The following is a 25,644-nucleotide window of genomic DNA, read 5'->3' on the forward strand; positions in this document are numbered from 1 at the left end:
CCCGGCGCGTTAATCCAGACGCGGGAACGCGTCAGCGATCGGATCGCCGGTAAACTGCGCGATCCAGCCCTGCGGATTATCAAACACGCGAATGGCGGTAAAATGCGGCGCGGCGCCCATATCAAACCAGTGCGGCGTATGGGCCGGCACCGAGATCAGATCGTTTTTTTCACACAGGATCTGATACACCCGCTGGTTCAGATGCAGGCAAAACAGCCCGGCGCCCTCGACAAAGAAACGCACCTCATCTTCGCCGTGGGTATGTTCCGATAAAAACTTCTGCCGTAGATCCTCGCGCTGCGGATGATCCGGGCGCATGGCGATCACATCCCAGCTTTGGTAGCCCTTTTCCGCCACCAGCCGATCGATGGCGTGCTGATAGGCGGCGATCACCGCCTCCGGCTGCGGATCGTCCTCCAGCACGCGATCCGCCTGCCAGCGTTCGAAACGCACGCCGACCTGCTCCAGCTGCTGGCGGATCTGCTCGCCGTCGCGGCTCTGCCACAGCGGCTGCTGCGGCTGTTCATCGCTATAAATGGTCAAGGCGCTCATCAGCAAAACTCCCCTAAGTCGATACGATCAAAACGGTTAACCTGCGGGTGGCGGCTGTGCGGATCGTCCTCGCCGCGAATCAGCTGACAACCGTGCCAGCCGGCGTCGTGCGCCGCGTCCAGCTCCTGGCGGATATCCGACAGGAACAGCAGTTCGGACGGCGCCAGGCCGATGGCCGCGGCGATATTGCGGTATGAACCCGCCTCGCGTTTGGCGCCGACGCGGGTATCAAAATAACCGCTGAACAGCGGCTGCAGATCGCCGGCTTCGCTGTAGCCGAACAGCAGTTTCTGCGCTTCAACCGAGCCGGAGGAGTAGACATACAGTCCGATACCCTGCCGCTGCCACGCCGCCAGCTGCGTCGCCACCTCCGGATAGAGATGGCCGCGAAAGTCGCCGTTGTGGTAACCGCTGCGCCAGACGATGCCCTGCAGCGCCTTCAGCGCGGTGGATTTGCGATCTTCATCCATAAAACGGTACAGAGCGGCGATCAGCTGCTCGGCATCGGCCTGCGGCTGCGCGATCTCTGCCCGCAGCGCCGCCAGCGCCTCGGCCACCTCGCCGTCGTCCGCATGGCGGCGTACATAATCGGCCAGATGCTGGCGGGCGTAGGGAAACAGCACCTGATGCACAAAGCGGATATCGCTGGTGGTGCCTTCAATATCGGTAACAATCGCGCGAATCATTGCGCCTCCAGTAAACGACGTTGCAGTTCACACTGGAATAAAAACTCCAGCCCTTCAAGGTGACGGCGCGCTTCCTGCACCTGCCGCCCCCAGCAGTACAGCCCGTGGCCGCGAACCAGAAAACCGTACGCCAGCGGCGTCTGTTCGGCATAGGCCGACACCTGCGCCGCCAGCCGGGCAATATCCTGGTCGTTGTCGAAGATCGGGATGCATACCTCGTCCTGATGGCTGCGCTGGCCGCTGAGCGATTTTTGCATTTCATAACCCTGCAGCCGCAGCGCGCTGCCCTTTTCCACCCGCGACAACACCGTGGCATTGACCGAGTGGGTATGCAAGACGGCGTTCACCTGCGGATAGAGACGATACAGCAGCGTATGCAGGCCGGTCTCCGCCGACGGGGTGCGCCCGTCCGGCGCGGCATTGCTGGCGATCTCCACCCGCAGAAAATCCTGCTCGCGCAGGCTGCCCTTATCCCTGCCGGATTCGGTCACCAGGCAGTGTTCGTCATTCAGGCGCAGCGACATATTGCCGCCGGTAGCCGGGCACCAGCCTTTGTCGCCAATCCAGTGGCAAACGGCCAGCAGCGCGCTGAGTTGCTCGTTTTCGCTCATGAGTATCCCGCAGTGAAAGGTACGGATGGCAGCGCCGATGCGATTCGGCGACCGCCTCACAGATATAGCCATCTAAACGTCTTGATTGCCAGATACTAGCATCGTGCTATATTGTCAGCAACATCAGCATAATGGGACACCACATCGCTTATGACGCTTTCCGCACCGACTCCCGACAGTAAACTGCCCGCCCTCGGCACCACCATTTTCAGCCAGATGAGCGCGCTGGCGCAGCAGCATCAGGCGATTAACCTGTCGCAGGGCTTCCCCGACTTCGACGGCCCGGGCTATTTAAAGCAGCGTTTGGCCTGGCACGTCGAACAGGGCGCCAACCAGTACGCGCCGATGACCGGCGTCGCGCCGCTGCGCGAGGCCATCGCCGACAAAACCGCCGAGCTTTATGGCTGGCGGCCGGACGCCGGGACGGAAGTGACCGTCACCGCCGGCGCCACCGAAGCGCTGTTCGCCGCCATCAGCGCGCTGGTGCGGCCGGGCGATGAAGTGATCTGCTTCGACCCGAGCTATGACAGCTACGCCCCGGCTGTGCAGCTGTGCGGCGGCATTCTCAAACGCATCGCTCTGCAGCCGCCGGCGTTTAACGTCGACTGGCGGCAGTTCCGCGAACAGCTGTCGTCGCGCACCCGGCTGGTGATCGTCAATACGCCGCACAACCCGTCCGCCACCGTCTGGCAGGCCGAAGATTTACAGCAGCTGTGGCAGGCCATTGCCGGGCAGGAGATCTACGTGCTCAGCGATGAAGTGTACGAGCATATCTGCTTTGCCGATAACGGCCACGCCGGCGTACTGGCCCATCCCCAGCTGCGCCAGCGGGCGATCGCCGTCTCTTCCTTCGGTAAAACCTTCCATATGACCGGCTGGAAAGTGGGTTACTGCGTCGCGCCGGCCGCGCTGAGCGCCGAAGTGCGCAAGGTGCACCAGTATCTGACCTTTGCGGTCAATACCCCGGCCCAGCTGGCGCTGGCGGACATGCTGCGCGCCGAGCCAGAGCACTGGCGTCAGCTGCCGGCGTTTTACCGCGCCAAGCGCGACCGCTTTGTGCAGGCGTTAAGCCGCAGCAGGCTGGAAATTCTGCCGTGTGCAGGTACATACTTCTTACTGGCGGATTACAGCGCCGTGTCGGATCTGGACGACGTGGCGTTCTGCCGCTGGTTAACGGAACAGGTGGGCGTAGCGGCGATCCCGCTGTCGGTGTTCTGCGCCGATCCTTTCCCTCATAAATTGATCCGGCTGTGTTTTGCCAAACAGGATGACACGCTGGATGCGGCTGCGGAGCGGTTATGTCGACTTTAAAAATTACCCTGTTGCAGCAACCGCTGGTATGGCGCGACGGGCAGGCCAACCTGCAGCATTTCGACCGGCTGCTGGCCGATATTCACGGCCGCGATCTGATCGTGCTGCCGGAGATGTTCACCACCGGTTTTGCTATGGACGCCGGCGAAAGCGCGCTGCCCGAACGCCAGGTGATTAACTGGCTGCACGGCTGGGCGATCAAAACCAATGCGGCCATCGCCGGCAGCGTGGCGCTGAAAACCGACAAAGCGGCGGTGAACCGTTTTCTGCTGGTGGAGCCGGGCGGCACGGTGCACGCTTATGACAAGCGCCATCTGTTTCGCATGGCCGGCGAACACCTGCATTATCAAGCGGGAAAACGACGGGAAATCTTTGAATGGCGCGGCTGGCGGATTTTACCGCAGATCTGTTACGACCTGCGCTTCCCGGTCTGGTCGCGCTGCCAGCAGGATTATGATTTGGCGCTGTACGTCGCCAACTGGCCGGCGGCGCGCAGCCAGCACTGGCAAACGCTGTTGGCGGCGCGCGCCATTGAAAACCAGGCTTACGTGGCCGGTTGCAACCGGGTCGGCGAAGACGGCAACGGGCTGAGCTACAGCGGCGACAGCCTGATTATCAGCCCGCAGGGAGAGACGCTGGCCAGCGCCGATGCCGGTGCTGCCGCGCGCCTGGACGCCGATCTGTCGCTGGAGAATCTGCAGATCTATCACACCGCCTTCCCCGCCTGGCGCGATGCCGACGATTTTCTGCGCCACGATTAATCCCCAGGGCGCGCTCAGGCGCGCCCGCCTTCCTGACGACGGCAGCGGCCTGCCAAGCCAACAAGCCAACAAGCCAACAAGCCAACAAGCCAACAAGCCAACAAGCCAACAAGCCAACAAGCCAACAAAATATTAGCTTAACAAGCTAACATCAACGCAATCGTCGTGATTAAATCGATAAATTATTAACTTAATAGCTTATTTAATTAATAACTAAAAAAGGCTGATAACCCATTAAGTTATCAGCCTTATTAAGCAGCAAGCCCATTGTGAAAATAATAACTTATTAAGCCACTAACCTGGCGGCTTACGCTATCAGCACCAGTAGGCCATAAAGTTGACCGTGGAACGATCCAGGTCGCATTCACCAACCAGATAGCGGCGCAGCGATTTCACCGTCGACGATTCGGCGGCGACCCAGGCGTAAAAGCTGCAGGCGCCCTCAGCCCTTTCCCACAGTACCTCGCCGCCCAGGCTGTTTTCCGCCAGCGACTGCGCTTCGGCGCGCGCAGAATCGGGAATCGTCACCCGGCGGCGCACCGACTCCAGCAGCAGCGTGCCGTGCAACTGCTGCGGCCCGACGTCACGCGGCAGCCAGAACACCTCGGCAAACGGGAACTGCGCCACGCTGACGCAGTCGCCGGCCAGCGGCACTTCAAAAAAGGCCTGCACCCGCGGCGGGTTGTCCTGCTGCGCCAGACGTTCAAGAATGCCCATCGCCGCCGGCAGCGCGGTTTCATCGGCAATCAGCAGCGCCTGGTTCATCTGCGCCGGCGGCGCCCATTCATAACCGCCGCTGTCGCCGGCAAAATCGGCGTTGGGCGCCACAATCTGAATGGCGTCGCCCACCTGCGCATGCGTTGCCCAGGCAGAGGCCGGGCCGCTGTCGCCGTGCAGCACAAACTCAACGTCCATCTCCTGCCGCTCACTGCGCAGCGCACGCAGGGTATAGGTGCGCATCACCGGCCGCTGCGCCTTCGGTATCGCCATATAGTCGCGATACCAGTCATCGCCGTTCGCCAGCTGCAACGACTGCCCTTCCGCACTCGGGAACAGCAGCTTGATACGCTGGTCCGGCGCTTCCAGCTTCATCCGGCTCACCTGCGGACCGCTGAAGACGCAACGCACCAGCGACGGGGAAATCTGGCGTTTCTCGGTTAACTGAACATCAAAAATACGATAGCTCGCGGACATCTGACGGCCTCTCCCGCTTATTTATTTTTCTCGCCGGCGCCATAGCCAGCCGCTTACGCCGCCCAGCAGGACGGCCATCGCCAGCGCCGCCGCAATCAGCTGCGACTCGCCGTAAAATTTCGCCACCGCCGGCACCATCAAAGCGCTCAGCCCGTAGCCCAGCGTGTGGCTGGTGGCGATAACCCCGGAACCTTTGCCGGTAGAGAGTTTGTCATTCAGCAGCAGCTGGTAACCCGGCGTGGCCATCGCTGCGCCAAATGACGTCAGCGCACAGCCCAGATAAAACAGCGCCAGCGGCTGTGCGCACATCAGTGCCAACCCTACCACCATCAGCAGCGCGGCAATTAGCAGCAACTGCGCCGGCGGAAAACGCTGCGGCCGCACCACCAGAAACTGCGCCAGCAACGTACAGCCGGCCGCCACGCTCAGCAGGATCGCCACATGGTGGCTGACCAGCGTTGTCGAATTCTGGAAGAGCGGGGTCAGATGCGGCGCCAGCCCCAACTGCATCAGGCTGACCGCCGCCGCCAGCAGCAGAGCGCACAGCAGGTACGGCAGCATATGCCATTGCAAACGGTTTTGCTGCTGCGCCACCGGCGGCAGCGGCGGATCGTTCTGCTGGCGGCACACCACCAGCAGGGCAAGCAACGGCGCCAGGGCCATCAGCCACAGCGGCGCCATCGGATGTAGGGAGAGCGCCAGCGCCGCGCACAGCGGCCCCAGCAGACGGCCGCAGCTCAGCCCTGAACTGATGGTGGCCAACGCCGCCATGCGACGCTCATGGCCGGCGCGCTGCAGCGCCCAGGTCTGGCTGGCGGGCACCATGCCGGACACCGTCAGGCCGTACAGAATACGCGCCGCCACCAGCGCGCCGAGGCCCGCCAGCGGGGGCAGCCAGCCTGCCGCCAACCCCCATACCGCCAGCGCCAGCAGCGCAAAGCTGAGCAGATAGCCGCCCAGCGCCATCAGCACCACATATTTACAGCCGCGCACTTCGCACTGCCGTCCCCAATAGGGGGAACCGACTAAAAACAGCATCGAACCGAGCGTCAATAATCCTGCCCAGACCGACAGAGACAGGTGGGTCATGCTGACCAATGCCGGCAGCGCCACCAATAAACCATTTTGCCCGATGCCCAATAAGCCAGCACAGAACGCCAGGGGCCAGTTGGCAGGCGCAATGTTGTCGCCTGCAAGAACGTCCGGTTGTGGGGATAGGCTCATGAAAAGTAAAGTAACCGTTAAGAAAATAAGAGTTTTACGTGCGATTTATGCTAAAAATTGTACCACGGGATTATTGTGAATGTGAACCATTCTTGATATAAGAATCATTCTCAATTGTTTCATAGTGAATCTGGGATCATGACTATTCAGTTTGCAACCGCAAAGAACGATGTGGCTGCGCAGTGTTTTCTCAACGCATTAATGCGCGAAACCCGGGATTGGCAAGTTCTTCCGGCCACCGACCACCAGCAACATCCTCAGCTCCATATTCCTCTTAATCACCATCAGGCTATCCGCATTAATCTGCGCTACACCTCACCGACGCAGCACCACCACTACCTGTTCCCGGCCTATCTGCATCAGTCAGACGACGGTCAGGCGACGGCGCTCAGCGTCGAGCAACTGGTGGATCTGCTGCTGGCCAAGCCTGCGGTAAAAGGCGAACTGAACGACCAGACCGTGGCGCGCTTCCGCCAGCGCGTGCTGGAGAGCCACGACAATACGCAGCAGGCGATCGCAGTGCGTCTCGACTGGCCGACGCTGCGCGACCGGCCGCTGAACTTCGCGCAGGCGGAACAGGGATTGCTGGTCGGCCACGCGTTCCACCCGGCGCCGAAATCCCACGAACCGTTCGATCCGCAGCAGGCACGGCGCTATCTGCCGGACTTCGGCGCGCGCTTCCCGCTGCGCTGGTTTGCCGCCGACAAGCGCGTGGTGTGCGGCGACAGCCTGACTCTGACGCTGCAACAGCGGCTGCAGCGCTTTGCCGCTGAAAGCGCGCCGCAGCTGCTGGCGCATTTTACCGATGACGTCTGGCTGCTGCCGATGCATCCGTGGCAGGCCGACCATCTGCTGGCCCAGCCGTGGTGCCAATCGCTGGTTGAACAGGGGCTGCTGCGCGATCTGGGCGAGGCCGGCGCACGCTGGCTGCCGACCAGTTCCTCCCGCTCGCTGTACAGCGAAAGCAACCGCGACATGATCAAATTCTCCCTCAGCGTGCGCCTGACCAACTCGGTGCGTACGCTGTCGGTCAAAGAAGTCAAACGCGGCATGCGTCTGGCGCGGCTGGCGCAAACCGAGCGCTGGCAGACGCTGCAGGCGCGCTACCCCACCATGCGCGTGATGCAGGAAGACGGCTGGGCCGGTCTGCGCTCCGCAGACGGCGAGATTCAGGAAGAGAGCCTGATGGCGCTGCGGGTCAACCTGCTGTTCGATCGCCCTGATACGCAAACCAACGTGCTGGTGACGCTGACCCAGGCCGCGCCGGACGGCGGCGACAGCCTGCTGGCGGCGGCGGTGCGCCGCCTGGCCGCACGCCTTGATCTGCCGCTGGCGCAGGCCGCGCGCTGCTGGCTGGACGCTTACTGCAACCACGTGCTGCTGCCGCTGTTCAGTACCGAAGCGGACTACGGCCTGGTGCTGCTGGCGCACCAGCAAAATATTCTGGTGGAGATGCAGCAGGATCTGCCGGTCGGCATGCTGTACCGCGACTGTCAGGGCAGCGGTTTTACCCACAGCGCGACGCCGTGGCTCGATCAGATCGGCGAAGCCGAAGCGGAAAACCGCTTTAGCGAACAGCAACTGCTGCGCTACTTCCCCTACTACCTGCTGGTGAACTCCACGCTGGCGGTCACCGCCGCGATGGCCGCCGCCGGTTTCGACAGTGAACAAAACCTGATGGGACAGGTGCGCGACGCGCTGGCCGGCCTGCGCGCTACGGCGCTCGACACCCGCTGTCTGGACTACGTATTGGACAGCAGCCACTGGAACTGCAAGGGCAACTTCTTCTGTTACCTGCACGACCATAACGAAAACACCATCGTCGACCCTGCGGTGATCTACTTTGATTTCACCAACCCGCTGCGCACGCAGGAGGATAAATAATGTCGATCGCCAAACTGATGCATGCCGCCGGCGGCTTCCGCTGCGAAATGCTGGCGCAAAACCTGCCGCTGAGCCTCGGGCTGGACGGCAGCGCGGTACTGCACCCGCCGGGCGTCGCCCTGCCCGACGGCTGGCTGGTGCAGGCGCTGGATCAGCTGTTGGTCGCCGCGCCGCAGCTGACGGGCATCGCCCTGCCGTATGCCGCATGGCGTGAAGAGCCGCAGGCGCAGGCGCTGTTCGCCCTGGCGCACGGCGACTATCTGGCGCGTGAAGTCTTTTACCAGCTGCCGCTGTGGCTGACGGCACCGCGCGCGCCGGCCGGCGGACAGATGCAATACGACGCCGAGCGCGAGCTGTGGTTTCCGCAGCGCCCGGCGCGTCCGCAGGGCGAGGTCTACCGCCGTTTCGACCCGCAGATCAAGCACACGCTGAGCTTCCGCCTGCCGGAAGTGGCGCAGGATGCGGAGCGCTTCACCCGCTGGATGAACGCCCCGCGCGTCGCCGCATTCTGGGAGATGACCGGTCCGCAGGAACAACAGGCGGCCTATCTGCAGCGTCAGCTGGATTCCAGCTACTGCTACCCGCTGCTGGGCTGCTTCGACGACCAGCCGTTCGGCTATTTCGAAGTCTACTGGGCGGCGGAAGACCGCATCGGCCGCCACTACCGCTGGCAGCCGTTCGACCGCGGCCTGCATATGCTGGTGGGCGAAGAAGCGTGGCGCGGCGCGCAGTTTATCCGCAGCTGGCTGCGCGGGCTGACCCACTATCTCTATCTGGACGAGCCGCGCACCACCCGCGTGGTGGCCGAGCCGCGCGCCGACAATCAGCGCCTGTTCCGCCATCTGCCGGCGGCCGGCTACCAGACGGTGAAGGAGTTTGATTTCCCGCATAAGCGCTCACGCCTGATCGTCAACCAACGTCACGATTTCTTCCAGGGGCAAGCGGTATGAATCTCACGGAATACACGGACTGGCAGCACGTCAACCGCCAGATGATCGCCAAGATCCTGGCGGAACTTGAGTATGAACGCACGCTGCGCGCCGAAGCCGAAGCCGAGGGCTGGCAGCGCATCGCGCTGGGGGATACGGTCTACCGCTTCCGCGCCCGGCGCGGCATCTGGGGCTGGCTGCATATCGACGCCGATTCGCTCTCCTGCGGCGACCAGCCGCTGGCGGCAGACCAGACACTGCGCCAGCTGGCGCAGGTGCTGACCATGAGCGACGCGCAAATCGCCGAGCACCTGGAAGATCTGTACGCCACCCTGCGCGGCGATCTGCAGTTGCGGGCGGCGCGCCACGGCATGAGCGCGCAGGATCTGATCGCACTGGATCCTGATGAGCAGCAGTGCCTGCTGGCCGGCCACCCGAAGTTTATCTTCAATAAAGGCCGGCGCGGCTGGGGGCTGGAGGCGCTGCAGCGCTATGCGCCGGAGTATCAGGGGCAGTTTTGCCTGCACTGGGTGGCGGCGCGGCGCGACAGCTTCGTCTGGTGCGCCGATGACGACTATCCGCTGGATAACCTGCTGGACAGCGCCATGGACGTCAGTGAGCGTCAGCGTTTCGACCGGCGCTGGCAGGAACTGAAGCTGACGCAGGATTGGATTCCCGTGCCGCTGCATCCGTGGCAGTGGCAGCAGAAAGTCGCCCTGCACTTCCTGCCGCAGCTGGCGAGCGGCGAACTGGTGGAGCTGGGGGAATTCGGCGATCGCTATCTGGCCCAGCAATCGCTGCGCACGCTGACCAACGTCAGCCGCCGCTCGGCCTTTGATATCAAGCTGCCGCTGACCATTTACAACACCTCCTGCTACCGCGGCATTCCCGGTAAACATATCGGCGCCGGCCCGGCGGCCTCCCGCTGGCTGCAGCAGATCTTCGCCGGCGACGCCACGCTGCGCGCCAGCGGCGCCCAGATTCTGGGCGAACCGGCGGCCGGCTACATGGCGCACCAGACCTACGCCAGCCTGCCGCAGGCGCCCTACCGCTATCAGGAGATGCTCGGCGTGATCTGGCGTGAAAATCCGTCCGGCTATCTGCAGGAAGGTGAGCAGGCGATACTGATGGCGACGCTGATGGAAACCGACAACCACGGCCAACCGCTGATCGCCGCCTATATTGAGCGCTCCGGCCTCAGCGCCGAGGCCTGGCTGACGCAGATGTTCCGGGCGGTGGTGATCCCGATGTACCACCTGATGTGCCGCTACGGCGTGGCGTTGATCGCCCACGGCCAGAACATCACGCTGGTGATGAAGGATTACGTGCCGCAGCGCGTGCTGCTGAAGGATTTTCAGGGCGATATGCGCCTGGTGGAGCAGGAATTTGCCGAAGCGGCGTCGCTGCCGCAGTCGGTGAAGGACGTCACCGTGCGCCTGCCGGCCGACTACCTGATTCACGATCTGCAGACCGGACACTTTGTCACCGTGCTGCGCTTTATCTCCCCGCTGATGGCCAGTTGCCAAATCAGCGAAGAACGTTTTTATCAACTGCTGGCGACGGTGCTGCAAGACTATATGGCGCAGCACCCGGACATGGCGGAACGCTTTGCACTTTTCAGTCTGTTTAAACCACAAATTATTCGCGTGGTGCTCAACCCGGTGAAACTTACCTATTCAGAACACGATGGCGGCAGCCGCATGTTGCCGAACTATCTGCAGGATCTGGATAACCCGCTTTATTTGGTCTCCAAGGAGTCTGCCCAATGAATCAGCCCCTCGATTTCATCGGCATCGGTATCGGTCCGTTCAACCTCAGCATTGCCGCGTTGGGCAGCGAAGTCGACGGTTTCAACAGCCTGTTTCTCGAACGCAAGCCGCACTTCTCCTGGCACCCGGGCATGATGGTGCCAGATTGCCATATGCAAACCAGCTTTCTCAAGGATCTGGTCAGTGCGGTGGCGCCGACCAACCCGTACAGCTTTCTCAACTATCTGGTAAAACGTAAAAAGTTCTACCGCTTCCTGACCACCGAACAGCGCACCGTATCGCGCGAAGAGTTTGCCGACTACCTTGACTGGGCGGCCAACGGACTCAGCTCGCTGGCATTCAGCCAGGAGATCCAACGGGTGGAATTCAACGATACGCAGCGGCTGTTTGAGGTCACCACCCAGCGCGGCACCTTCCGGGCGCGCCACGTGTGCCTTGGCATCGGTAAAAAACCGCTGCTGCCGGAGTGCGTCAGCGAGCAGAACGATCGCTGCTTCCACGCCAGCGAAATGGCGCTGCGCAACCCGGATCTGGCCGGCAAACGCGTCACCGTGGTCGGCGGCGGCCAGAGCGGCGCCGATCTGTTCCTGAATATTTTCCGCGGCGAGTGGGGCCAGCCGGTACAGCTCAACTGGGTATCGCGCCGCAACAACTACAATGCGCTGGACGAAGCGGCGTTCGCCAACGAGTACTTTACGCCGGACTACGTGGAAAGCTTCTATACCCTGAACGACAGCGCCAAGCAGCGCATGCTGACGGAGCAGAAGATGACCTCGGACGGCATCACCGCCGAGTCGCTGCTGGCGATTTACCGCGCCATGTATCACCGCTTTGAAGTGCTGCGCGAAACGCCCTGGGCGCGCCTGCTGCCCAGCCGTTCGCTGGCGGCGATGCAGCCGCAGGGCAACGGCTACCAGCTGGTCACCCACCACCACCTCGATCAGGGCAAAGAGACCTTTGACAGCGACGTGGTGATTTTCGCCACCGGCTATCAGCCGGAGCGCCCGGCGTTTCTGGCGCCGCTGGCCGACCGGCTGCGGCTGACCGACGACGATAACTATCGCGTGGCGCCGGACTTTACCCTGGAATGGGACGGGCCGGCGGAAAACTGCCTGTTTGCCGTCAATGCCGGCATGCACAGCCACGGCATCGCCGAACCGCAGCTCAGCCTGATGGCCTGGCGCGCGGCGCGCATTCTCAACCGGGCGCTGGGGCAGGAAGCGTTTGATTTAACCTCAAGCCCGTCGCTGATTCAGTGGCGTAGCCAACAATCCGGGGCGACAGCACGAAATGAGCAATCTATGCTGAATTATTCTGAATTTTAGTTTTTAATATTCATCCCTGCGGCGAGCAAGGCGCGCGAAGCCGCGTCCGCCGCCGGGATGCGCAATAATCACAACAACGGGAAAGATTGAGAATAACGATGAAACGCAAGCACCTCTGGATACTGAATCCCTGCCTGCTGGCCATGCTGGCGCCGACCGCCTGGGCGGACGATCAAAAAAATGAAGACCAGTTGGTCGTTTCCGCCAACCGTATGCACCGCAGCGCGACGGAAATGGCGCAGACAACCTGGGTGATTGAAAGCCAGGAAATTGAACAGCAGGTGCAGGGCGGCAAAGAGATCAAAGAGATCCTCGCCCAGCTGATCCCGGGGATGGACGTCAGCAGCCAGGGGCGCACCAACTACGGCATGAACATGCGCGGCCGTTCGATGCTGGTAATGATTGACGGCGTGCGCCAGAACTCCTCGCGCACCGACAGCCGTCAGCTCGATTCGATCGACCCGTTCAATATCGACCATATTGAAGTGATCTCCGGCGCTACGTCGCTGTTCGGCGGCGGCAGCACCGGCGGCCTGGTGAATATCGTCACCAAAAAAGGCCAGCAGGAAAAACAGGTGGAGCTGCAAATCGGCGGCAAAACCGGCTTCGGCGGCCATAACGACCACGATGAAAACGTGGCGGCGGCGGTCAGCGGCGGTAACGAACACGCCTCCGGGCGCCTGTCGGTCTCCTATCAGCGCTACGGCGGCTGGTATGACGGCAAGGGCAAAGAGGTATTGATCGACAATACCCAAACCGGCCTGCAATATTCCGACCGCATCGACGTGATGGGCACCGGCACCCTGAATATTGACGACCACCAGCAGCTGCAGCTGACCACCCAATATTACAAAAGCCAGTCTGACGGCGACCACGGCCTGTATCTGGGGGAGAATTTCTCGGCGGTCACCGGCAACGGCACCGCCTCCAACAGCGGCAATCTCGACTCCGACCGTATTCCCGGCACCGAACGTCATCTGATCAACCTGCAGTACTCCAACACCGATTTCTGGGGCCAGGATCTGGTGGCGCAGGTCTATTACCGCGATGAGTCGCTGACCTTCTACCCGTTCCCGACCCTGAGCAAACAGGGCGACGTCACCAGCATCGGCGCGTCGCAGCAGAAAACCGACTTCTACGGCGGCAAGCTGACGCTGAACAGCAAGCCGGTCGACGGCCTGACGCTGACCTACGGCGTCGACGCCGAGCATGAAAGCTTTAACGCCAACCAGCAGTTCTTCGATCTGGATAAGGCGAAGCAGTCCGGCGGCATGCACCTGGAGAACAGCTACAACGTCGGCCGTTACCCCAGCTACACCACCACCAACCTGGCGCCGTTCCTGCAGGCCAGCTACGACATCAACCCAATCTTCACCCTGAGCGGCGGCGTGCGCTATCAGTACACCGAGAACAAGGTGGATGATTTCGTCGGCTACGCGCAGCAGCAGGGCATCGCCAACGGCCTGGCCAACTCCGCCGACGCCGTGCCGGGCGGTAAAACCAGCTACAACAACGCGCTGTTCAACGCCGGCCTGCTGGCGCACCTGACCGAACGCCAGCAGCTGTGGTTCAACTTCTCGCAGGGCTTCGAGATCCCGGATATCGCCAAATACTACGGTTCTGGCAACTATGATCTGGTTAACGGCCACTATCAGCTGAAAAACAGCGTCAACGTCAATGACTCCAAGCTCGACGGCATCAAGGTCAACGCTTACGAGCTGGGCTGGCGCTACACCGGCGATAACCTGCGCACGCAGGTGGCGGCTTACTACTCGCTGTCCGACAAGACCATTTCGATCAACAAGACCGATATGACCATCAACCTCGACGACGATAAGCGCCGGATTTACGGCGTGGAAGGGGCGGTGGATTACTTCTTCGACGACGGCGAATGGAGCACCGGCGCAACCTTCAACCTGATCAAGTCGCAGACCAAGGTTGACGGCAAGTGGGAGAAACTGACGGTCGATACCGCCAGCCCGTCAAAAGCCACCGCTTACGTCGCCTGGGCGCCGGGCGACTGGAACCTGCGCATGCAGTCGCAGCAGACCTTTGACGTCTCCGATGCCGACGGTAAAAAAATCGACGGCTATAACACCGTCGATTTCCTGGGCAGCTACATGCTGCCGGTGGGGAAAATCAGCTTCAGCATCGAGAACCTGCTGGACAAAGACTACACCACCACCTGGGGCCAGCGGGCGCCGTACCTGTACAGCCCGACCTACGGCGCGCCTGAGCTGTATAGCTACAAAGGCCGCGGCCGCACCTTTGGTCTGAACTACTCGGTACTGTTCTGATCCCTGCCCGAACGGGGGCGCGCCGCGCCCCCGCTTTTCCCTTATGACGATATCCCGGCGGTTTCGCCCTCGCCGCTTGTCTGCCGGCCAATTCCCGGCTGCTCGACGCGAATCAGCGGACAGAGGAAAAACGCCAGCACATACAGCGCCGTGTACGCCACCACCACGCCGATGGTGCTGAAGTACGGCAGCAGCACCACCGCAATCGCCGGCGCCAGGAAGTTCGACATGCCGGCGGACAGGTTATACACCGAAATCGCCGCGCCTTTATGCTTCGGCTCCAGCGCCGGGAACACCGCCGCCATCGGCACGAACGCCGCGACGAAGATCCCCAGAGCAACCGCCGGAATCAACGCCATGGCGAAGTTATGGCCGAAATGCTGCGGGATGTAGTAAAACGCCAGACTGGAGAGCGCCATGCCTACGCAGCCGAACCAGCGCACCACCTTCATCCAGCCCATCTTCTCCGCCACAATGCCCCAGAATACGTTGGAGAAAATGGTGGTAAAGAAGAACACCGCCCATACCTGCAGCCACTCCGGCGTGGTGAAGCCCAGCTCATCGACGAACATCAGCGGCATAATGACCGCAAAGCCGAACAGCGACAGCGTGTTGATAATACGCACCATGCTGGAGAGCAGAATGCTGCGGTTGGTGTACAGCAGCGTCACCGCGCGGCTCAGTTCGCCGAACTTCTCGCGGGTGGTGAGGTTGCGCATATGGCGCGGCGTTTCGGTATTGCGCAGCGCCACCATCGAGATAATGCCGCCGATCACACAGAACACCAGCGCCAGCCACAGGGTGCCCAACTCACCGATCTGCGGAATGGTAAAGCTCGGAATATAGCTGCCGAGCACGCCGATGCCGATGGAATACACCGCCCAGAACCAGCCCAGCGCCGAGCTCGCCCTGTCGCTCGGCACGTTATGCACGATGGCGACGATAAAGGCGTACAAGAACAGCGGATAGGCCAGGCCGCGAATGCCGTAAAACAGCAGAATCAGCGGATAGTTGGCATCGCCCAGGCCGAACACCAGGAACAGCACATGGAAAATGCACCACATGACAAAGCCGATCATCATGGTTTTCTGCGGAGTGATAATCTCCGCCACCACGCCGGAGATCCAGGCGGCCAGCGCCGCCGCCAGCCCGTAAAGGGTGAAGGCGAAAGAGGCCTGCGCCGGCGTAAAGCCCAGCTCTTTAATGTAGTGCGACAGGAAGGCCAGCTCGAAACCGTCGCCGGTCATAAAGACCGCAATGGCGATATATCCCCATATCAGGTTCAGGGGCAGTCCGAGCCACTGTTTGTTGTTTACCGACATAATGACCTCGTTTTCAGGGTACCGAGGGCCGCCCTGCGAGCGGCCGCGATGTATTATTGTTATTAAAATCAGTGCTTACGGTAATTCAGGTCGTTGACATACAGCGCATTGAACTGCGCATAGCGCGTCATCAGCCGCTGATGGCGCGCCGCCTCCGGCCGCCAGGTGCGGAAGATTTCCGGCTTTTCACACACCGCCGCCAGCGGCTTGCCGGCCGCCAGGCAGGCCAGACGCGCCGCGCCCAGCGCGCCGCCGGTTTCGCCGCCTTTATGCGTCACCACCGGCAAATTCAGGATGTCCGCCAGCAGCTGCGCCCAGAACGGGCTGCGGGCGCCTCCGCCCACCAGCGAACACTGTTCGATACGGGTGCCGCTCTCCTGCAGCACCCGCAGTCCGTCCGCCATGCCGAAGCTCACGCCTTCCAGCACCGCGTAGCCCATCAATGCGCGCTGGCTGGCATGGTTCAGCCCCCAGAACATGCCGACCGCATCCGGGTCGTTATGCGGCGTGCGTTCGCCGGACAGGTACGGCAGAAACAGCGGCGCGGCGGCTTTTTCTTCCTCGCTCAGCTGGGCGATCTCCTCCAGCAGCGCGTTTTCCGTGACCCCCACCAGCCGGCAGAACCACTGCAGACAGCTGGCGGCGCTGAGCATCACGCTCATCTGGTGCCACAGATTCGGCAGCACGTGACAAAAAGCGTGCACCGCCGACTGCGGCGCCGGCCGGTAAGCCTCCGTCACCACAAACAGCACGCCGGAGGTGCCCAGCGAAATAAACGCATCGCCCGGCGACACCGCGCCGACGCCGATGGCGCTGACGGCGTTATCACCGCCGCCGCCGGCCACCAGCACCGATGGGTTCAGCCCCCAGCGCGCGGCCAGCTGCGGCTCCAGCGTGGCGGAAACCTCACAGCCTTCCACCAGCGCCGGCATATGACGCCGCGACAGGCCGCACTTATCCAACAGCGCGTCCGACCAGTCGCGGCGCGCCACGTCCAGCCACAGCGTGCCGGCTGCGTCCGACATATCGGAGATTTTTTTACCGGTCATTTGGTAGCGCAGATAATCCTTCGGCAGCAGTACCGTCGCGATGCGGGCAAAATTGTCCGGTTCATGGCGGCGCACCCACAGCAGCTTCGGCGCGGTGAAGCCCGGCATGGCCAGATTGCCGGCCACCTGATGCAGTTCCGGCGCGATGTCTTCCAGTTCCACGCACTCCTGCGCGCTGCGGGTGTCGTTCCACAAAATAGCCGGCCGAATAACCTCATCGTTGTCATCCAGCAACACCGCGCCGTGCATCTGCCCGGACAGCCCTATCGCCTTGATGGCTGACCAGTGCTGGCCGCACTTTTCACGCAGCGTGGCCATCAGATAGTCCGTCGCTTCCCACCAGGCCTGCGGCGCTTGTTCCGACCAATGCGGCTGCGGCCGCTGGATGGTCAGCGGCGCGCTGTGGCTGGCGACAATCGCGCCATTTTCATCCACGATCAGCGCCTTGACTTCGGATGTGCCAAGATCGATGCCTAAATACATAGCCGCCCCTCAGTTAATCAGCGCGTAAACCGCGGCAATCTTCTCGCGCAGCAGCGCGACAAAATCCGCCCGCTGCGTCAGTTCGCCAAACAGCGCGCTGTCCTGCGCATAGGCGGCGATCGGATCGTCCGATTCGAACATCGCATGCACCGCCGGCGCATTGAGAATGCCGTCCTGATAGTCGTACGGCAGCCCCCCCTGATGCCATCGCTCCATAAAGACAAAGAACAGCGCCGGCAGCATGGCGGTGGCCTCCGGCCGCGCGCCGCGCTGGTAGCACTCCTGCAGGGTAGGTGCAATCATCGCCGGGATCTTGGAGAAGCCGTCCGCCGCCACCCGCTGGTTGGTATCCTGAATATGGGGATTGGTGAAACGCTTGAGCACCACGTCGCGGTAGGTGGGCAGATCGATGCCGTTGTCCCCTAAGCTTGGGATCACGTCCTGTGTGACATAGCGGTCGGCAATGGCGTAAACCGCGGCGGTCAGCGTACTCTCATGGATATATTGCTGACCGAGCAGCGTACCGGCCCAGGCGATGCAGCTGTGCGAAGCGTTAAGAATGCGGATTTTCGCCTCTTCGTAAGGGATCACCGATTCCACCAGCTCCACGCCCACGGCGGCCAAGTCCGGGCATCCGGCGCGGAAATTATCTTCCACCACCCACTGGATAAAGCTCTCCCCCATCACCGGCGCTTGATCGTCGATCCCGGTTTGCGCCTTGATGCGCGCCGGCAGATCCGCCGCCGGACGCGGCGTGATGCGGTCAACCATGGTATTCGGACAGCTGGCGTTGGCCGCCAGCCAGTCGCTGACCGCGCTTTTGCCGGTCAGCTGCAGGAATTCCGTCAGCCCGTCGTGGAAGCGATCGCCGTTGTGGCGCACGTTGTCGCAGCTCAGCAGCGTTAACGGCCCGGCATTCTGCGCCATCCGCTGTTCCAGAATTTTGGTAATCGCGCCGTAAATGGTTTTGCAGTCGCCGTTCAGGTCGGCCGCCAAATCGGCATTCTCCACGTCCAGTTTGTGGCGGGTATTCAGGTAGTAGCCGCCTTCGGTCACGGTAAACGCGATCACTTTCGTCTGCGGCCGGGCGCCCTCCTCAATCAGCGGCTGCAGATCCGGCTGCCACGGCAACAGCGTCTGAATCGAAGTAATCTCTTCATACTCGCGCTCGCCGTCCGGGCTGACGGTTTCCAGCACATAGCGCCCGTCTTGCGCCGCCAGCGCCTGCACCACCTGTTCCGCATCATTACGGATATTGCCGGCGGCAATATGCCAGCGCCGGTCGCCGCCGGCGATCAGACGGTGCAGATACCACGCCTGATGCGCGCGGTGAAAAGATCCCAGACCGATATGCAGCCACGTGTTTTGATCGTTGTTCATGGTTCAACTCCCCAGTACGGTTATGCCGCCCACTGTAGATGATCATTTGAGTTGAATAAGAGCCATGGATCACAAAAGAGCAAAAGACCAATAAAATTACATATGACCGATAGTGAGCAAATAACTTGCCTGAAGACATAGCTGACGACACAATGAAGGCCTTATTCCGACAGGCGCTTTTCCGCTTTCATTCACATGCGGACAGCGCGCTGGCAGAGGCTCCCCCGCGCGCATGACGCCGCTACCGGGGGCGGGCGTGCGGCTTTTACCTGAGGCAAAGTTCGTGAGTAAAGAAGATGATATCCGGCTGGATCAGAAGGTCCGCGCCGCGTGGATGTACTACATCGCCGGTCTTAACCAGAGCGAAATCGCCAGCCAGCTCGGCACATCACGGCCGGTAGTGCAGCGGCTGATCGCGGCGGCAAAGGAAGAAGGCATTGTCTCGATCGGGCTGCATCACCCGGTGGCCAACTGTCTGGACTATGCGCAGCTGCTGCAGGAAAAATATCGCCTGCTGGAGTGTAACGTGGTGCCGGCTTACGGCGGCGAGGGAACGCTGGACAGCGTCTCTTTTGGCTGCCAGCAAATCATGGCGCGCTACCTGCGTGACGCCGAGGCCAAGGTGATCGGCATCGGCTCCGGGCTGACGCTGAAAAAAACCATCCACCGCATCGACTTCAGCAGCCAGAACGCCCGCTGCGTCGCCCTGATCAGCGCCATGAACGAAAACGGCGAGTGTAACTATTACGACGATGTGCCGCTGCTGCTGGCGCGGAAAATCCAGGCGAAGTACTACCAATGGCCCGCACCGCGCTACGCGCAAACCACGCAGGAACACGCCATGTGGAGCGGCAGCCGGCTGTACCGCAACGTCTCGGCGGTGGCGGAAAACTCGGACGTGATCTTTGTCGGCATCGGCGCATTGGGCACGCAAAGCCCGATCTTCAAAGACGGCTTTATCGACCAGCCGCAGCTCGCCGAGCTGACCGCTCTCGGTGGGGTCGGTGAAATTCTGGGGCGCTTTATCGACGGTGACGGGGAAGTGCTCGACTGTGCGATCAACCGGCGCAATACCAGCTACGATATCCGCCGCAGCGATTGCCCGCGCATCGCCGCAGCCTGCGGTGAAGATAAACGGCCGGCGATACTGGCGGCGCTGAAAGGCGGCTGGATCAATGGGCTGGTGACCGACGAGCACAGCGCCCGCTGGCTGCTGACGCGCTGAACCCGGCGCTGCGCACACCGCGCGGCGCAGGATGTGCTGAATCGCAGAAACGAAAAGGCCCGATGTTATTTGTTAATAACATCGGGCCTGAATAGTGGCGGAACGGACGGGGCTCGAACCCGCGACCCCCTGCGTGACAGGCAGGTATTCTAACCAACTGAACTACCGCTCCGCGTCGTTCCCTCTTGCGGGGGAACGACGCGAATATTACGGATGAGCGCGCATTCCGTCAACGCCTTTTTTTCGGGAAAAACGCCGTTTGCACAGTTTTTCAGCTAACCGGACAAGCGAGTGATTTTATTGCGCTTTTTTTCGCCGCGAAACGCCGTTATTCTACGCGCCACAGGCAGTTGCCGCCGCCCTTTTTCGCCACCAGATCCAGGCGCGCCTCATGGGCAACCAGCTCTTCATCGCTGGCGTACACCACTTTCATCGCATTAGCCGGACGCACGATACGCTGCACCTCCTGCACCGAGTCGCTCTGCTGGGTATCCCCTTCCATCTGGAACGCCATCGAGGTCTGGCCGCCGGTCATCGCCAGATAGACTTCCGCCAGGATCTCGGCATCGAGCAATGCGCCGTGCAGCGTACGCTTGCTGTTGTCGATTTCGTAGCGGCTGCACAAGGCATCCAGGTTGTTGCGCTTGCCCGGGAACAGGCGGCGCGCCATCATCAGGCTATCGGTGATGGTACAGAAGGTATCGGTATTCGGGATATCCCGCTGCAGCATGCGGAATTCGTGATCCATAAAGCCGATATCGAACGATGCGTTATGAATAACGAGTTCGCCGCCGCGGATAAAGTCGAGAAACTCGTCGGCAATCTGATCGAAGGTGGGCTTGTCGGCCAGGAATTCATCGCTGATGCCGTGAACGCCGTAGGCTTCCGGATCCACCAGCCGATCGGGTTTGACATACACATGATAGTGGCGGCCGGTCAAACGCCGGTTGATCACCTCTACCGCACCGATTTCGATGATGCGGTGCCCTTCATAGTGAACCCCTAGCTTGTTCATACCGGTGGTTTCGGTATCAAGAACGATCTGTCTGGTTGGTGTAGTGATCATATTGCAGTGCTCATCGCGCTCGTTTATGTCAGACTTGGCTTTTAAAACCTAATTAGGAAGAGTCTACCAGAGATGCTCAAACAGGTAGAAATTTTCACCGACGGCTCATGCCTTGGCAACCCCGGCCCCGGTGGTTACGGCGCTATTTTGCGCTACAAGCAGACGGAAAAAAGCCTCAGCGCCGGCTATCGGCTCACCACCAACAACCGCATGGAGCTGATGGCGGCGATTGTCGCGCTGGAAACCCTGACCGCCCCCTGTGCGGTGGTGCTCAGCACCGACAGCCAGTACGTCCGTCAGGGGATCACCCAGTGGATCCACAACTGGAAAAAGCGCGGCTGGAAAACCGCCGACAAAAAGCCGGTCAAGAATGTCGATCTGTGGCAACGGCTGGATCTGGCGATCGCCCGCCATACCGTGCAGTGGGAATGGGTCAAGGGCCATGCGGGCCATCCAGAGAATGAACGCTGCGACGTGCTGGCGCGCGAGGCGGCCAGCAACCCGACTCAGGAAGACAGCGGCTATCAGCCGGACGCCTGATTACGGCAGTTTGCGGTAGCTCTTGGTCGCGCCGACCGCGCGGCCAAGGGACGGTTTACGCGCCCCCATTTTCAGCGGCGTCGGCGTCAGCGGCAAGGTGCGCTTACGCGCCACTATCAAGCTCATACAGCCCAGCGCTGGCAGATGCGTGCTGAGAAACTGCCCCCCTTTGCGATGCCACGGCAACACGTGGAAGCGCGTCTGACAAAGCACTTCATAATTCAACAGGCTCAGCCAGTCCAACAGCCGCATCTGCGTGAACATGCGGCTGGCATACGGCTGACGCTGACGCAGCCGCGGCACCAGTTTTGCCAGCCCCAGCAGGCTGAACGGGTTAAAGGCGCTGATCACCAGCCAGCCGTCATCAACCAGAATGCGGTCCACCTCACGCAGCATACGGTGCGGATCGTCGGCGTAGGGCAGGCTGTGGGCCAGCAGGCAGGCATCCACCGACTTGGCGGCAAACGGCAGTTGGTAGACGTCGGCGCGCACCTGGAGCGCCGCGCCGCTCATCCCCACGTTGACCTGGTGGGAGATGGCGCACTTGTCAGTGGTCAGCTCCGCGCTCAGGCTACCGATTTTCAACAGATGAAAACCAAACAGTTTCGGCCACCAGGGTTGCAACTGCTGCTCCAGCGCTGCACGATAATATTCCCCCCATGGCAACTCGGCCCACGACTGCGGACTATGAAGCTTTTGTAGAGTGTGGGCTGGTTTCATGATTTATTATCTTCTTTCAAGCCGTTGCCAACGAGAGGTGTCCCATGAATCTTATCAGCATTCCTGCCTTCCAGGACAATTACATTTGGTTATTAGACGACCAGCAAGGCCGCTGCGTCATTGTCGATCCGGGCGAGGCGCCGCCGGTGCTGGCGGCATTGCAGCGCCTGCAGCTGACGCCGGACGCCATCCTGCTGACCCATCATCACCACGACCACGTGGGCGGCGTCGCGCAAATTGTCGCGCAATATCCGGCCCTGCCGGTATACGGCCCGCAGGAAACCGCCGATAAAGGCGCGACGCAGGTGGTTAAAGGCGGTGATACGATCGATGTCGGCGGCAGAAACTATCAGGCGATGGCGGTTCCCGGCCATACGCTGGGCCATATCGCCTTTTACAGCGCTCCTTATCTGTTCTGCGGCGATACGCTGTTTTCCGCCGGCTGCGGACGTTTATTTGAAGGCACCGCAGAGCAGATGTACCACTCATTGCAACAATTCATGCAACTTCCCGATAACACCTTAATTTGCTGCGCTCATGAATATACGCTGGCAAATCTTAAGTTTGCACGGGCTATTCTGCCGCAAGATCGACAAATAGAAACATATCAGCAACAGGTTGAGGCATTACGGGCAAAAGGCCAACCCAGCCTGCCGACAACCCTGCAATTAGAGCGAAAAATAAACGTATTCTTACGTTGCCATGACACTGATTTACAAAAAGAATTAGGCTTTAACTCTCCACCGGACGACCTTGCTTCGGCTTTTTCCGAATTACGCCGCCGGAAGGATACCTTTTGAAGCTTTTGGTTGTGTTGATTGGCGAAGCACAGTATTATTGCTCGTCTTTTAAGCAACCACATTGACACACACATGAAGGCTAAAGCGATATTACTCGCCTCAGTCTTGCTTGTTGGTTGCCAGTCGTCCAAGCAGGACGCGCCGGCTCCAGAACAGCATGCACAGAGTTTGTCTTCGGCAGGTCAAGAAAGTGAAGCAGGAAAGTACACAGCAAATAGTCGAGCGAGCTCGGCGCAGTGGCTGAATAAAAACGGCAACAGCGCCCAGCAGCAAGATCTGTGGAACTTCATTAGCGACGAGCTGAAGATGGAGGTTCCGGAAAACTCCCGGATCCGTGAACAAAAAAGAAAGTATTTAAAAAGTAAGAGCTATCTCCACGATGTAACATTACGGGCTGAGCCGTACATGTACTGGATAGTCGAGCAGATTAAAAAACGCAATATGCCGATGGAACTGGTACTGCTACCCATAGTGGAGAGCGCTTTTGACCCACACGCGACCTCGAGCGCTAACGCCGCAGGGCTTTGGCAGATCGTGCCGCAAACGGGTCGTAACTATGGTTTAAAGAACAACAAATGGTATGACGGACGTCGTGACGTCGTCGCCTCAACCACGGCGGCGCTGAACATGATGGAATACCTGAACCGCATGTTTAAGGGCGACTGGCTGCTGACCGTTGCCGCCTATAACAGCGGCGAAGGTCGCGTGATGCGCGCCGTCAAGGCGAACCGCCGCCAGGGTAAACCGACCAACTTCTGGGCATTGTCGCTTCCGCGTGAAACGTCAATCTATGTCCCGAAAATGCTGGCGCTGAGCGAGATTATCAAGCACAGCAAAAAGTATGGCGTGCGTTTGCCGAAAACGGATGAAAGCCGGGCGCTGGCGCGTATCGACGTCGGCCAGCAGATGCGTCTGACCCAGGCGGCCGAGCTGTCCGGGCTGTCGCTGACCAAGATTAAAGCGTTTAATCCGGGTTACAAAAAAGGTGTGACCGCGCCTAACGGGCCTCATTACATCATGGTTCCCCAAGGGCATGCCGATCAGCTGAAAGGGTCGCTGGCTAACCGCGAGGTTGCCGTGACACAGCCAACCACCCAGTTGGCGAAAAACAGCGGCCTGACCGGCGGCAGTACCTATAAAGTGCGCTCCGGCGACACCTTATCGGGCATTGCCCAGCGGCTGAACCTCAGCACCAGCGATCTGCAGAGCTGGAACAACCTGCGCAGCAAAAGCACGCTGAAGGTTGGACAAACGCTGCAGGTAGCCCGCAATGGCGGCAGTAACAGCAGCATCACCTACCGCGTACGCAAAGGTGACTCACTGGCCAGCATTGCGCGTCGTCACGGCGTTGAAATTAACGACGTGATGCGCTGGAACAGCGCGCTCGAACGCAAGAACAGCAGCTTGCAGCCGGGCCTGACGCTGACGTTGTTTGTGGACAACAATGCCTCGCCGGATACCTGACCGCGCGTAAACGTAAAAAAGCACCTTTCGAGGTGCTTTTTTATTGCCTGCCGCCAGAAGACTAACGCGCCGGCTGGAACTCCACCAGCAGCGGATTATGATCCGAAGCGCGCGTCACCAATACCGACGCCTCCGCCACGCCCAAATCGCGGTAGAACACAAAATCCAGCGGACGGCCAAAGGCTTTGCGCCGATGATCGTCAGTAAAGTTCACCTCGCGCAGCGCCATATCGCTGGCAAACTGATACAGCGCATTGATGCGCCTGCGGCTCCAGGCGTTAAAATCCCCCGCCATAATCACCGGCCCCTGATGGCTGGCAATCTGTTCGCCAATCGGCCCCAGCTGTTTACTGTAAACGTCCACGCCCAGGCTGAAGTTCACCGCATGGATGTTCACCACCATCAGCAATTCATCGTTAAATAACGGATAGACGGTAATCAGCGCCGATTTCGCCAGACGCAGCAGCGGCTCTTTTTCACGCAGCGGGCAACAATACACCGGGTGCGCCGCCGCCAGCGTCATCACGCCGGAGGGATGTTGCGGCAGGGAAAAAGCCGGCACTTGATCGGCCGCCAGATAGTTCGACGTGGCGAACTGCACCAGCTCCGGCGTGGTTTGCGCCTCCTGTAACAGTACCAGCTGCGCGTCTTTGCCAAAGCTTTTCAGCACCGACAGCCAGTCGGCGCGCTGCTGCTTGAAGATATTCCAGACCATCACCCGCAGCGCGCCGCCGGTAGGCAACGCGGCGCCCGGCGGCAACGGGGCATTGTGGGTGCCAGGGAAAATGCGTTCTACTGGCTGGCCTGCGACATACCGCATGGCGTAAGTTCGTTTCGGCACGCTATTCGCCTATTTCCCGTTGGATGAAAGGGCGGTAATTATTCCCGCCAACAATGAATTGATTATACGCCGCTCCTGCCCGCTTGTTAGGCTTTCCGCTGCATAACCTTAAATGTTATAGGGGCGACGCTGCGGGTTTTCAATCATAAAGGCGTCCCACGTCTGTAAAGATAGTCGCTTATTTGCTGCCGCATTCAGTTCCCGCCACGCC

Annotated in this window: 22 protein-coding genes and 1 tRNA gene; 11 read left to right on the forward strand and 12 right to left on the reverse strand. The window is 60.7% G+C overall.

Annotated elements, in window-relative coordinates; translation table 11 throughout:
- Window positions 1–9: 9 nt before the first annotated feature.
- Genes HF675_RS18900 through HF675_RS18910 form a run of 3 tightly spaced genes read right to left on the reverse strand, consistent with a single transcriptional unit; the run spans window position 10 to window position 1,849 of the window.
- Window positions 10–552, reverse strand: coding sequence for an acireductone dioxygenase (locus tag HF675_RS18900; RefSeq protein ID WP_187043572.1), 543 nt, complete (start codon window positions 550–552; stop codon window positions 10–12).
- Window positions 552–1,238 (reverse strand): acireductone synthase, encoded by a 687-nt coding sequence (gene mtnC / locus HF675_RS18905; RefSeq protein WP_111737672.1) that lies wholly within the window; start codon window positions 1,236–1,238, stop codon window positions 552–554. The genes HF675_RS18900 and mtnC overlap by 1 nt, the downstream gene beginning before the upstream one ends.
- Window positions 1,235–1,849, reverse strand: coding sequence for a methylthioribulose 1-phosphate dehydratase (locus tag HF675_RS18910; RefSeq protein ID WP_105229915.1), 615 nt, complete (start codon window positions 1,847–1,849; stop codon window positions 1,235–1,237). Before HF675_RS18910 ends, mtnC begins: the two co-directional genes overlap by 4 nt.
- A 150-nt stretch (window positions 1,850–1,999) precedes the next feature.
- On the opposite strand from HF675_RS18910, the gene HF675_RS18915 reads away from it, so the two are divergent.
- Window positions 2,000–3,160, forward strand: coding sequence for a pyridoxal phosphate-dependent aminotransferase (locus tag HF675_RS18915; protein WP_111737674.1), 1,161 nt, complete (start codon window positions 2,000–2,002; stop codon window positions 3,158–3,160).
- The gene (locus HF675_RS18920; RefSeq protein WP_111737675.1) at window positions 3,148–3,921 is read left to right on the forward strand and encodes an amidohydrolase; all 774 of its coding nucleotides are present in this window, start codon (window positions 3,148–3,150) and stop codon (window positions 3,919–3,921) included. Before HF675_RS18915 ends, HF675_RS18920 begins: the two co-directional genes overlap by 13 nt.
- Before the next feature lie 315 nt (window positions 3,922–4,236).
- Here the strand turns inward: HF675_RS18920 and HF675_RS18925 are convergent, their stop codons facing one another.
- Both HF675_RS18925 and HF675_RS18930 read right to left on the reverse strand, forming a co-directional pair.
- Complete coding sequence (locus tag HF675_RS18925) at window positions 4,237–5,115, reverse strand: siderophore-interacting protein (protein ID WP_187043573.1); 879 nt, start codon at window positions 5,113–5,115, stop codon at window positions 4,237–4,239.
- A 21-nt stretch (window positions 5,116–5,136) separates the two neighbouring features.
- Window positions 5,137–6,339, reverse strand: a complete 1,203-nt coding sequence (locus HF675_RS18930) for an MFS transporter (RefSeq protein WP_105229911.1) — start codon at window positions 6,337–6,339, stop codon at window positions 5,137–5,139.
- 138 nt (window positions 6,340–6,477) lie between these two features.
- Between HF675_RS18930 and HF675_RS18935 the strand changes: the two genes are divergently transcribed.
- The 5 genes from HF675_RS18935 to HF675_RS18955 all read left to right on the forward strand — a co-directional run bounded on the left by HF675_RS18935 (window position 6,478) and on the right by HF675_RS18955 (window position 14,543).
- Complete coding sequence (locus tag HF675_RS18935) at window positions 6,478–8,223, forward strand: IucA/IucC family siderophore biosynthesis protein (protein ID WP_187043574.1); 1,746 nt, start codon at window positions 6,478–6,480, stop codon at window positions 8,221–8,223.
- The gene (locus HF675_RS18940; RefSeq protein WP_187043575.1) at window positions 8,223–9,173 is read left to right on the forward strand and encodes a GNAT family N-acetyltransferase; all 951 of its coding nucleotides are present in this window, start codon (window positions 8,223–8,225) and stop codon (window positions 9,171–9,173) included. The genes HF675_RS18935 and HF675_RS18940 overlap by 1 nt, the downstream gene beginning before the upstream one ends.
- A complete protein-coding gene (iucC, locus tag HF675_RS18945) occupies window positions 9,170–10,921 on the forward strand; it encodes an IucA/IucC family siderophore biosynthesis protein (RefSeq protein ID WP_187043576.1) in 1,752 nt (583 codons plus the stop codon). The genes HF675_RS18940 and iucC overlap by 4 nt, the downstream gene beginning before the upstream one ends.
- Entirely contained in the window at window positions 10,918–12,246 is a 1,329-nt protein-coding gene (locus tag HF675_RS18950) for a lysine N(6)-hydroxylase/L-ornithine N(5)-oxygenase family protein (RefSeq protein ID WP_187043577.1), read from the forward strand. The genes iucC and HF675_RS18950 overlap by 4 nt, the downstream gene beginning before the upstream one ends.
- A 98-nt stretch (window positions 12,247–12,344) precedes the next feature.
- A complete protein-coding gene (locus tag HF675_RS18955; protein ID WP_187043578.1) occupies window positions 12,345–14,543 on the forward strand; it encodes a TonB-dependent siderophore receptor in 2,199 nt (732 codons plus the stop codon).
- A 41-nt stretch (window positions 14,544–14,584) separates the two neighbouring features.
- On the opposite strand, the gene HF675_RS18960 is transcribed toward HF675_RS18955, so the two are convergent.
- The 3 genes from HF675_RS18960 to dalD all read right to left on the reverse strand — a co-directional run bounded on the left by HF675_RS18960 (window position 14,585) and on the right by dalD (window position 18,777).
- Window positions 14,585–15,865, reverse strand: a complete 1,281-nt coding sequence (locus tag HF675_RS18960; RefSeq protein WP_105229905.1) for an RbtT/DalT/CsbX family MFS transporter — start codon at window positions 15,863–15,865, stop codon at window positions 14,585–14,587.
- A 68-nt stretch (window positions 15,866–15,933) separates the two neighbouring features.
- A complete protein-coding gene (xylB, locus tag HF675_RS18965; RefSeq protein WP_187043579.1) occupies window positions 15,934–17,397 on the reverse strand; it encodes a xylulokinase in 1,464 nt (487 codons plus the stop codon).
- A 9-nt stretch (window positions 17,398–17,406) separates the two neighbouring features.
- Entirely contained in the window at window positions 17,407–18,777 is a 1,371-nt protein-coding gene (gene dalD, locus HF675_RS18970; protein ID WP_105229903.1) for a D-arabinitol 4-dehydrogenase, read from the reverse strand.
- A 283-nt stretch (window positions 18,778–19,060) separates the two neighbouring features.
- On the opposite strand from dalD, the gene HF675_RS18975 reads away from it, so the two are divergent.
- A complete protein-coding gene (locus HF675_RS18975; RefSeq protein WP_111737679.1) occupies window positions 19,061–20,002 on the forward strand; it encodes a sugar-binding transcriptional regulator in 942 nt (313 codons plus the stop codon).
- Window positions 20,003–20,097: 95 nt separating this feature from the next.
- Here the strand turns inward: HF675_RS18975 and HF675_RS18980 are convergent.
- Together HF675_RS18980 and dnaQ are read right to left on the reverse strand one after the other, a co-directional pair.
- Window positions 20,098–20,174 (reverse strand) — tRNA-Asp (locus HF675_RS18980).
- A gap of 156 nt (window positions 20,175–20,330) precedes the next feature.
- Window positions 20,331–21,068 carry a DNA polymerase III subunit epsilon gene (dnaQ, locus tag HF675_RS18985; protein ID WP_105229901.1) on the reverse strand — a complete coding sequence of 246 codons (738 nt, stop codon included), beginning with the start codon at window positions 21,066–21,068 and terminating at the stop codon, window positions 20,331–20,333.
- 72 nt (window positions 21,069–21,140) lie between these two features.
- On the opposite strand from dnaQ, the gene rnhA reads away from it, so the two are divergent.
- Window positions 21,141–21,608, forward strand: a complete 468-nt coding sequence (gene rnhA, locus HF675_RS18990) for a ribonuclease HI (protein ID WP_187043580.1) — start codon at window positions 21,141–21,143, stop codon at window positions 21,606–21,608.
- Here rnhA and HF675_RS18995 read toward each other — a convergent pair whose 3' ends face one another.
- Entirely contained in the window at window positions 21,609–22,328 is a 720-nt protein-coding gene (locus HF675_RS18995; RefSeq protein ID WP_187043581.1) for a class I SAM-dependent methyltransferase, read from the reverse strand. It lies immediately after the preceding gene.
- Between the two features lie 44 nt (window positions 22,329–22,372).
- Here HF675_RS18995 and gloB point away from each other — a divergent pair, with 44 nt between their 5' ends.
- Window positions 22,373–23,128, forward strand: coding sequence for a hydroxyacylglutathione hydrolase (gene gloB, locus HF675_RS19000; RefSeq protein ID WP_187043582.1), 756 nt, complete (start codon window positions 22,373–22,375; stop codon window positions 23,126–23,128).
- A gap of 72 nt (window positions 23,129–23,200) precedes the next feature.
- The gene (gene mltD / locus HF675_RS19005) at window positions 23,201–24,592 is read left to right on the forward strand and encodes a murein transglycosylase D (protein ID WP_105229898.1); all 1,392 of its coding nucleotides are present in this window, start codon (window positions 23,201–23,203) and stop codon (window positions 24,590–24,592) included.
- Between the two features lie 61 nt (window positions 24,593–24,653).
- Here mltD and HF675_RS19010 read toward each other — a convergent pair whose 3' ends face one another.
- Window positions 24,654–25,433, reverse strand: coding sequence for an endonuclease/exonuclease/phosphatase family protein (locus HF675_RS19010; protein WP_105229897.1), 780 nt, complete (start codon window positions 25,431–25,433; stop codon window positions 24,654–24,656).
- Window positions 25,434–25,644 lie beyond the last annotated feature (211 nt).

The sequence above is a fragment of the Serratia sp. JUb9 genome, from assembly GCF_014298095.1.
GTDB lineage: Bacteria > Pseudomonadota > Gammaproteobacteria > Enterobacterales > Enterobacteriaceae > Serratia_B > Serratia_B rhizosphaerae.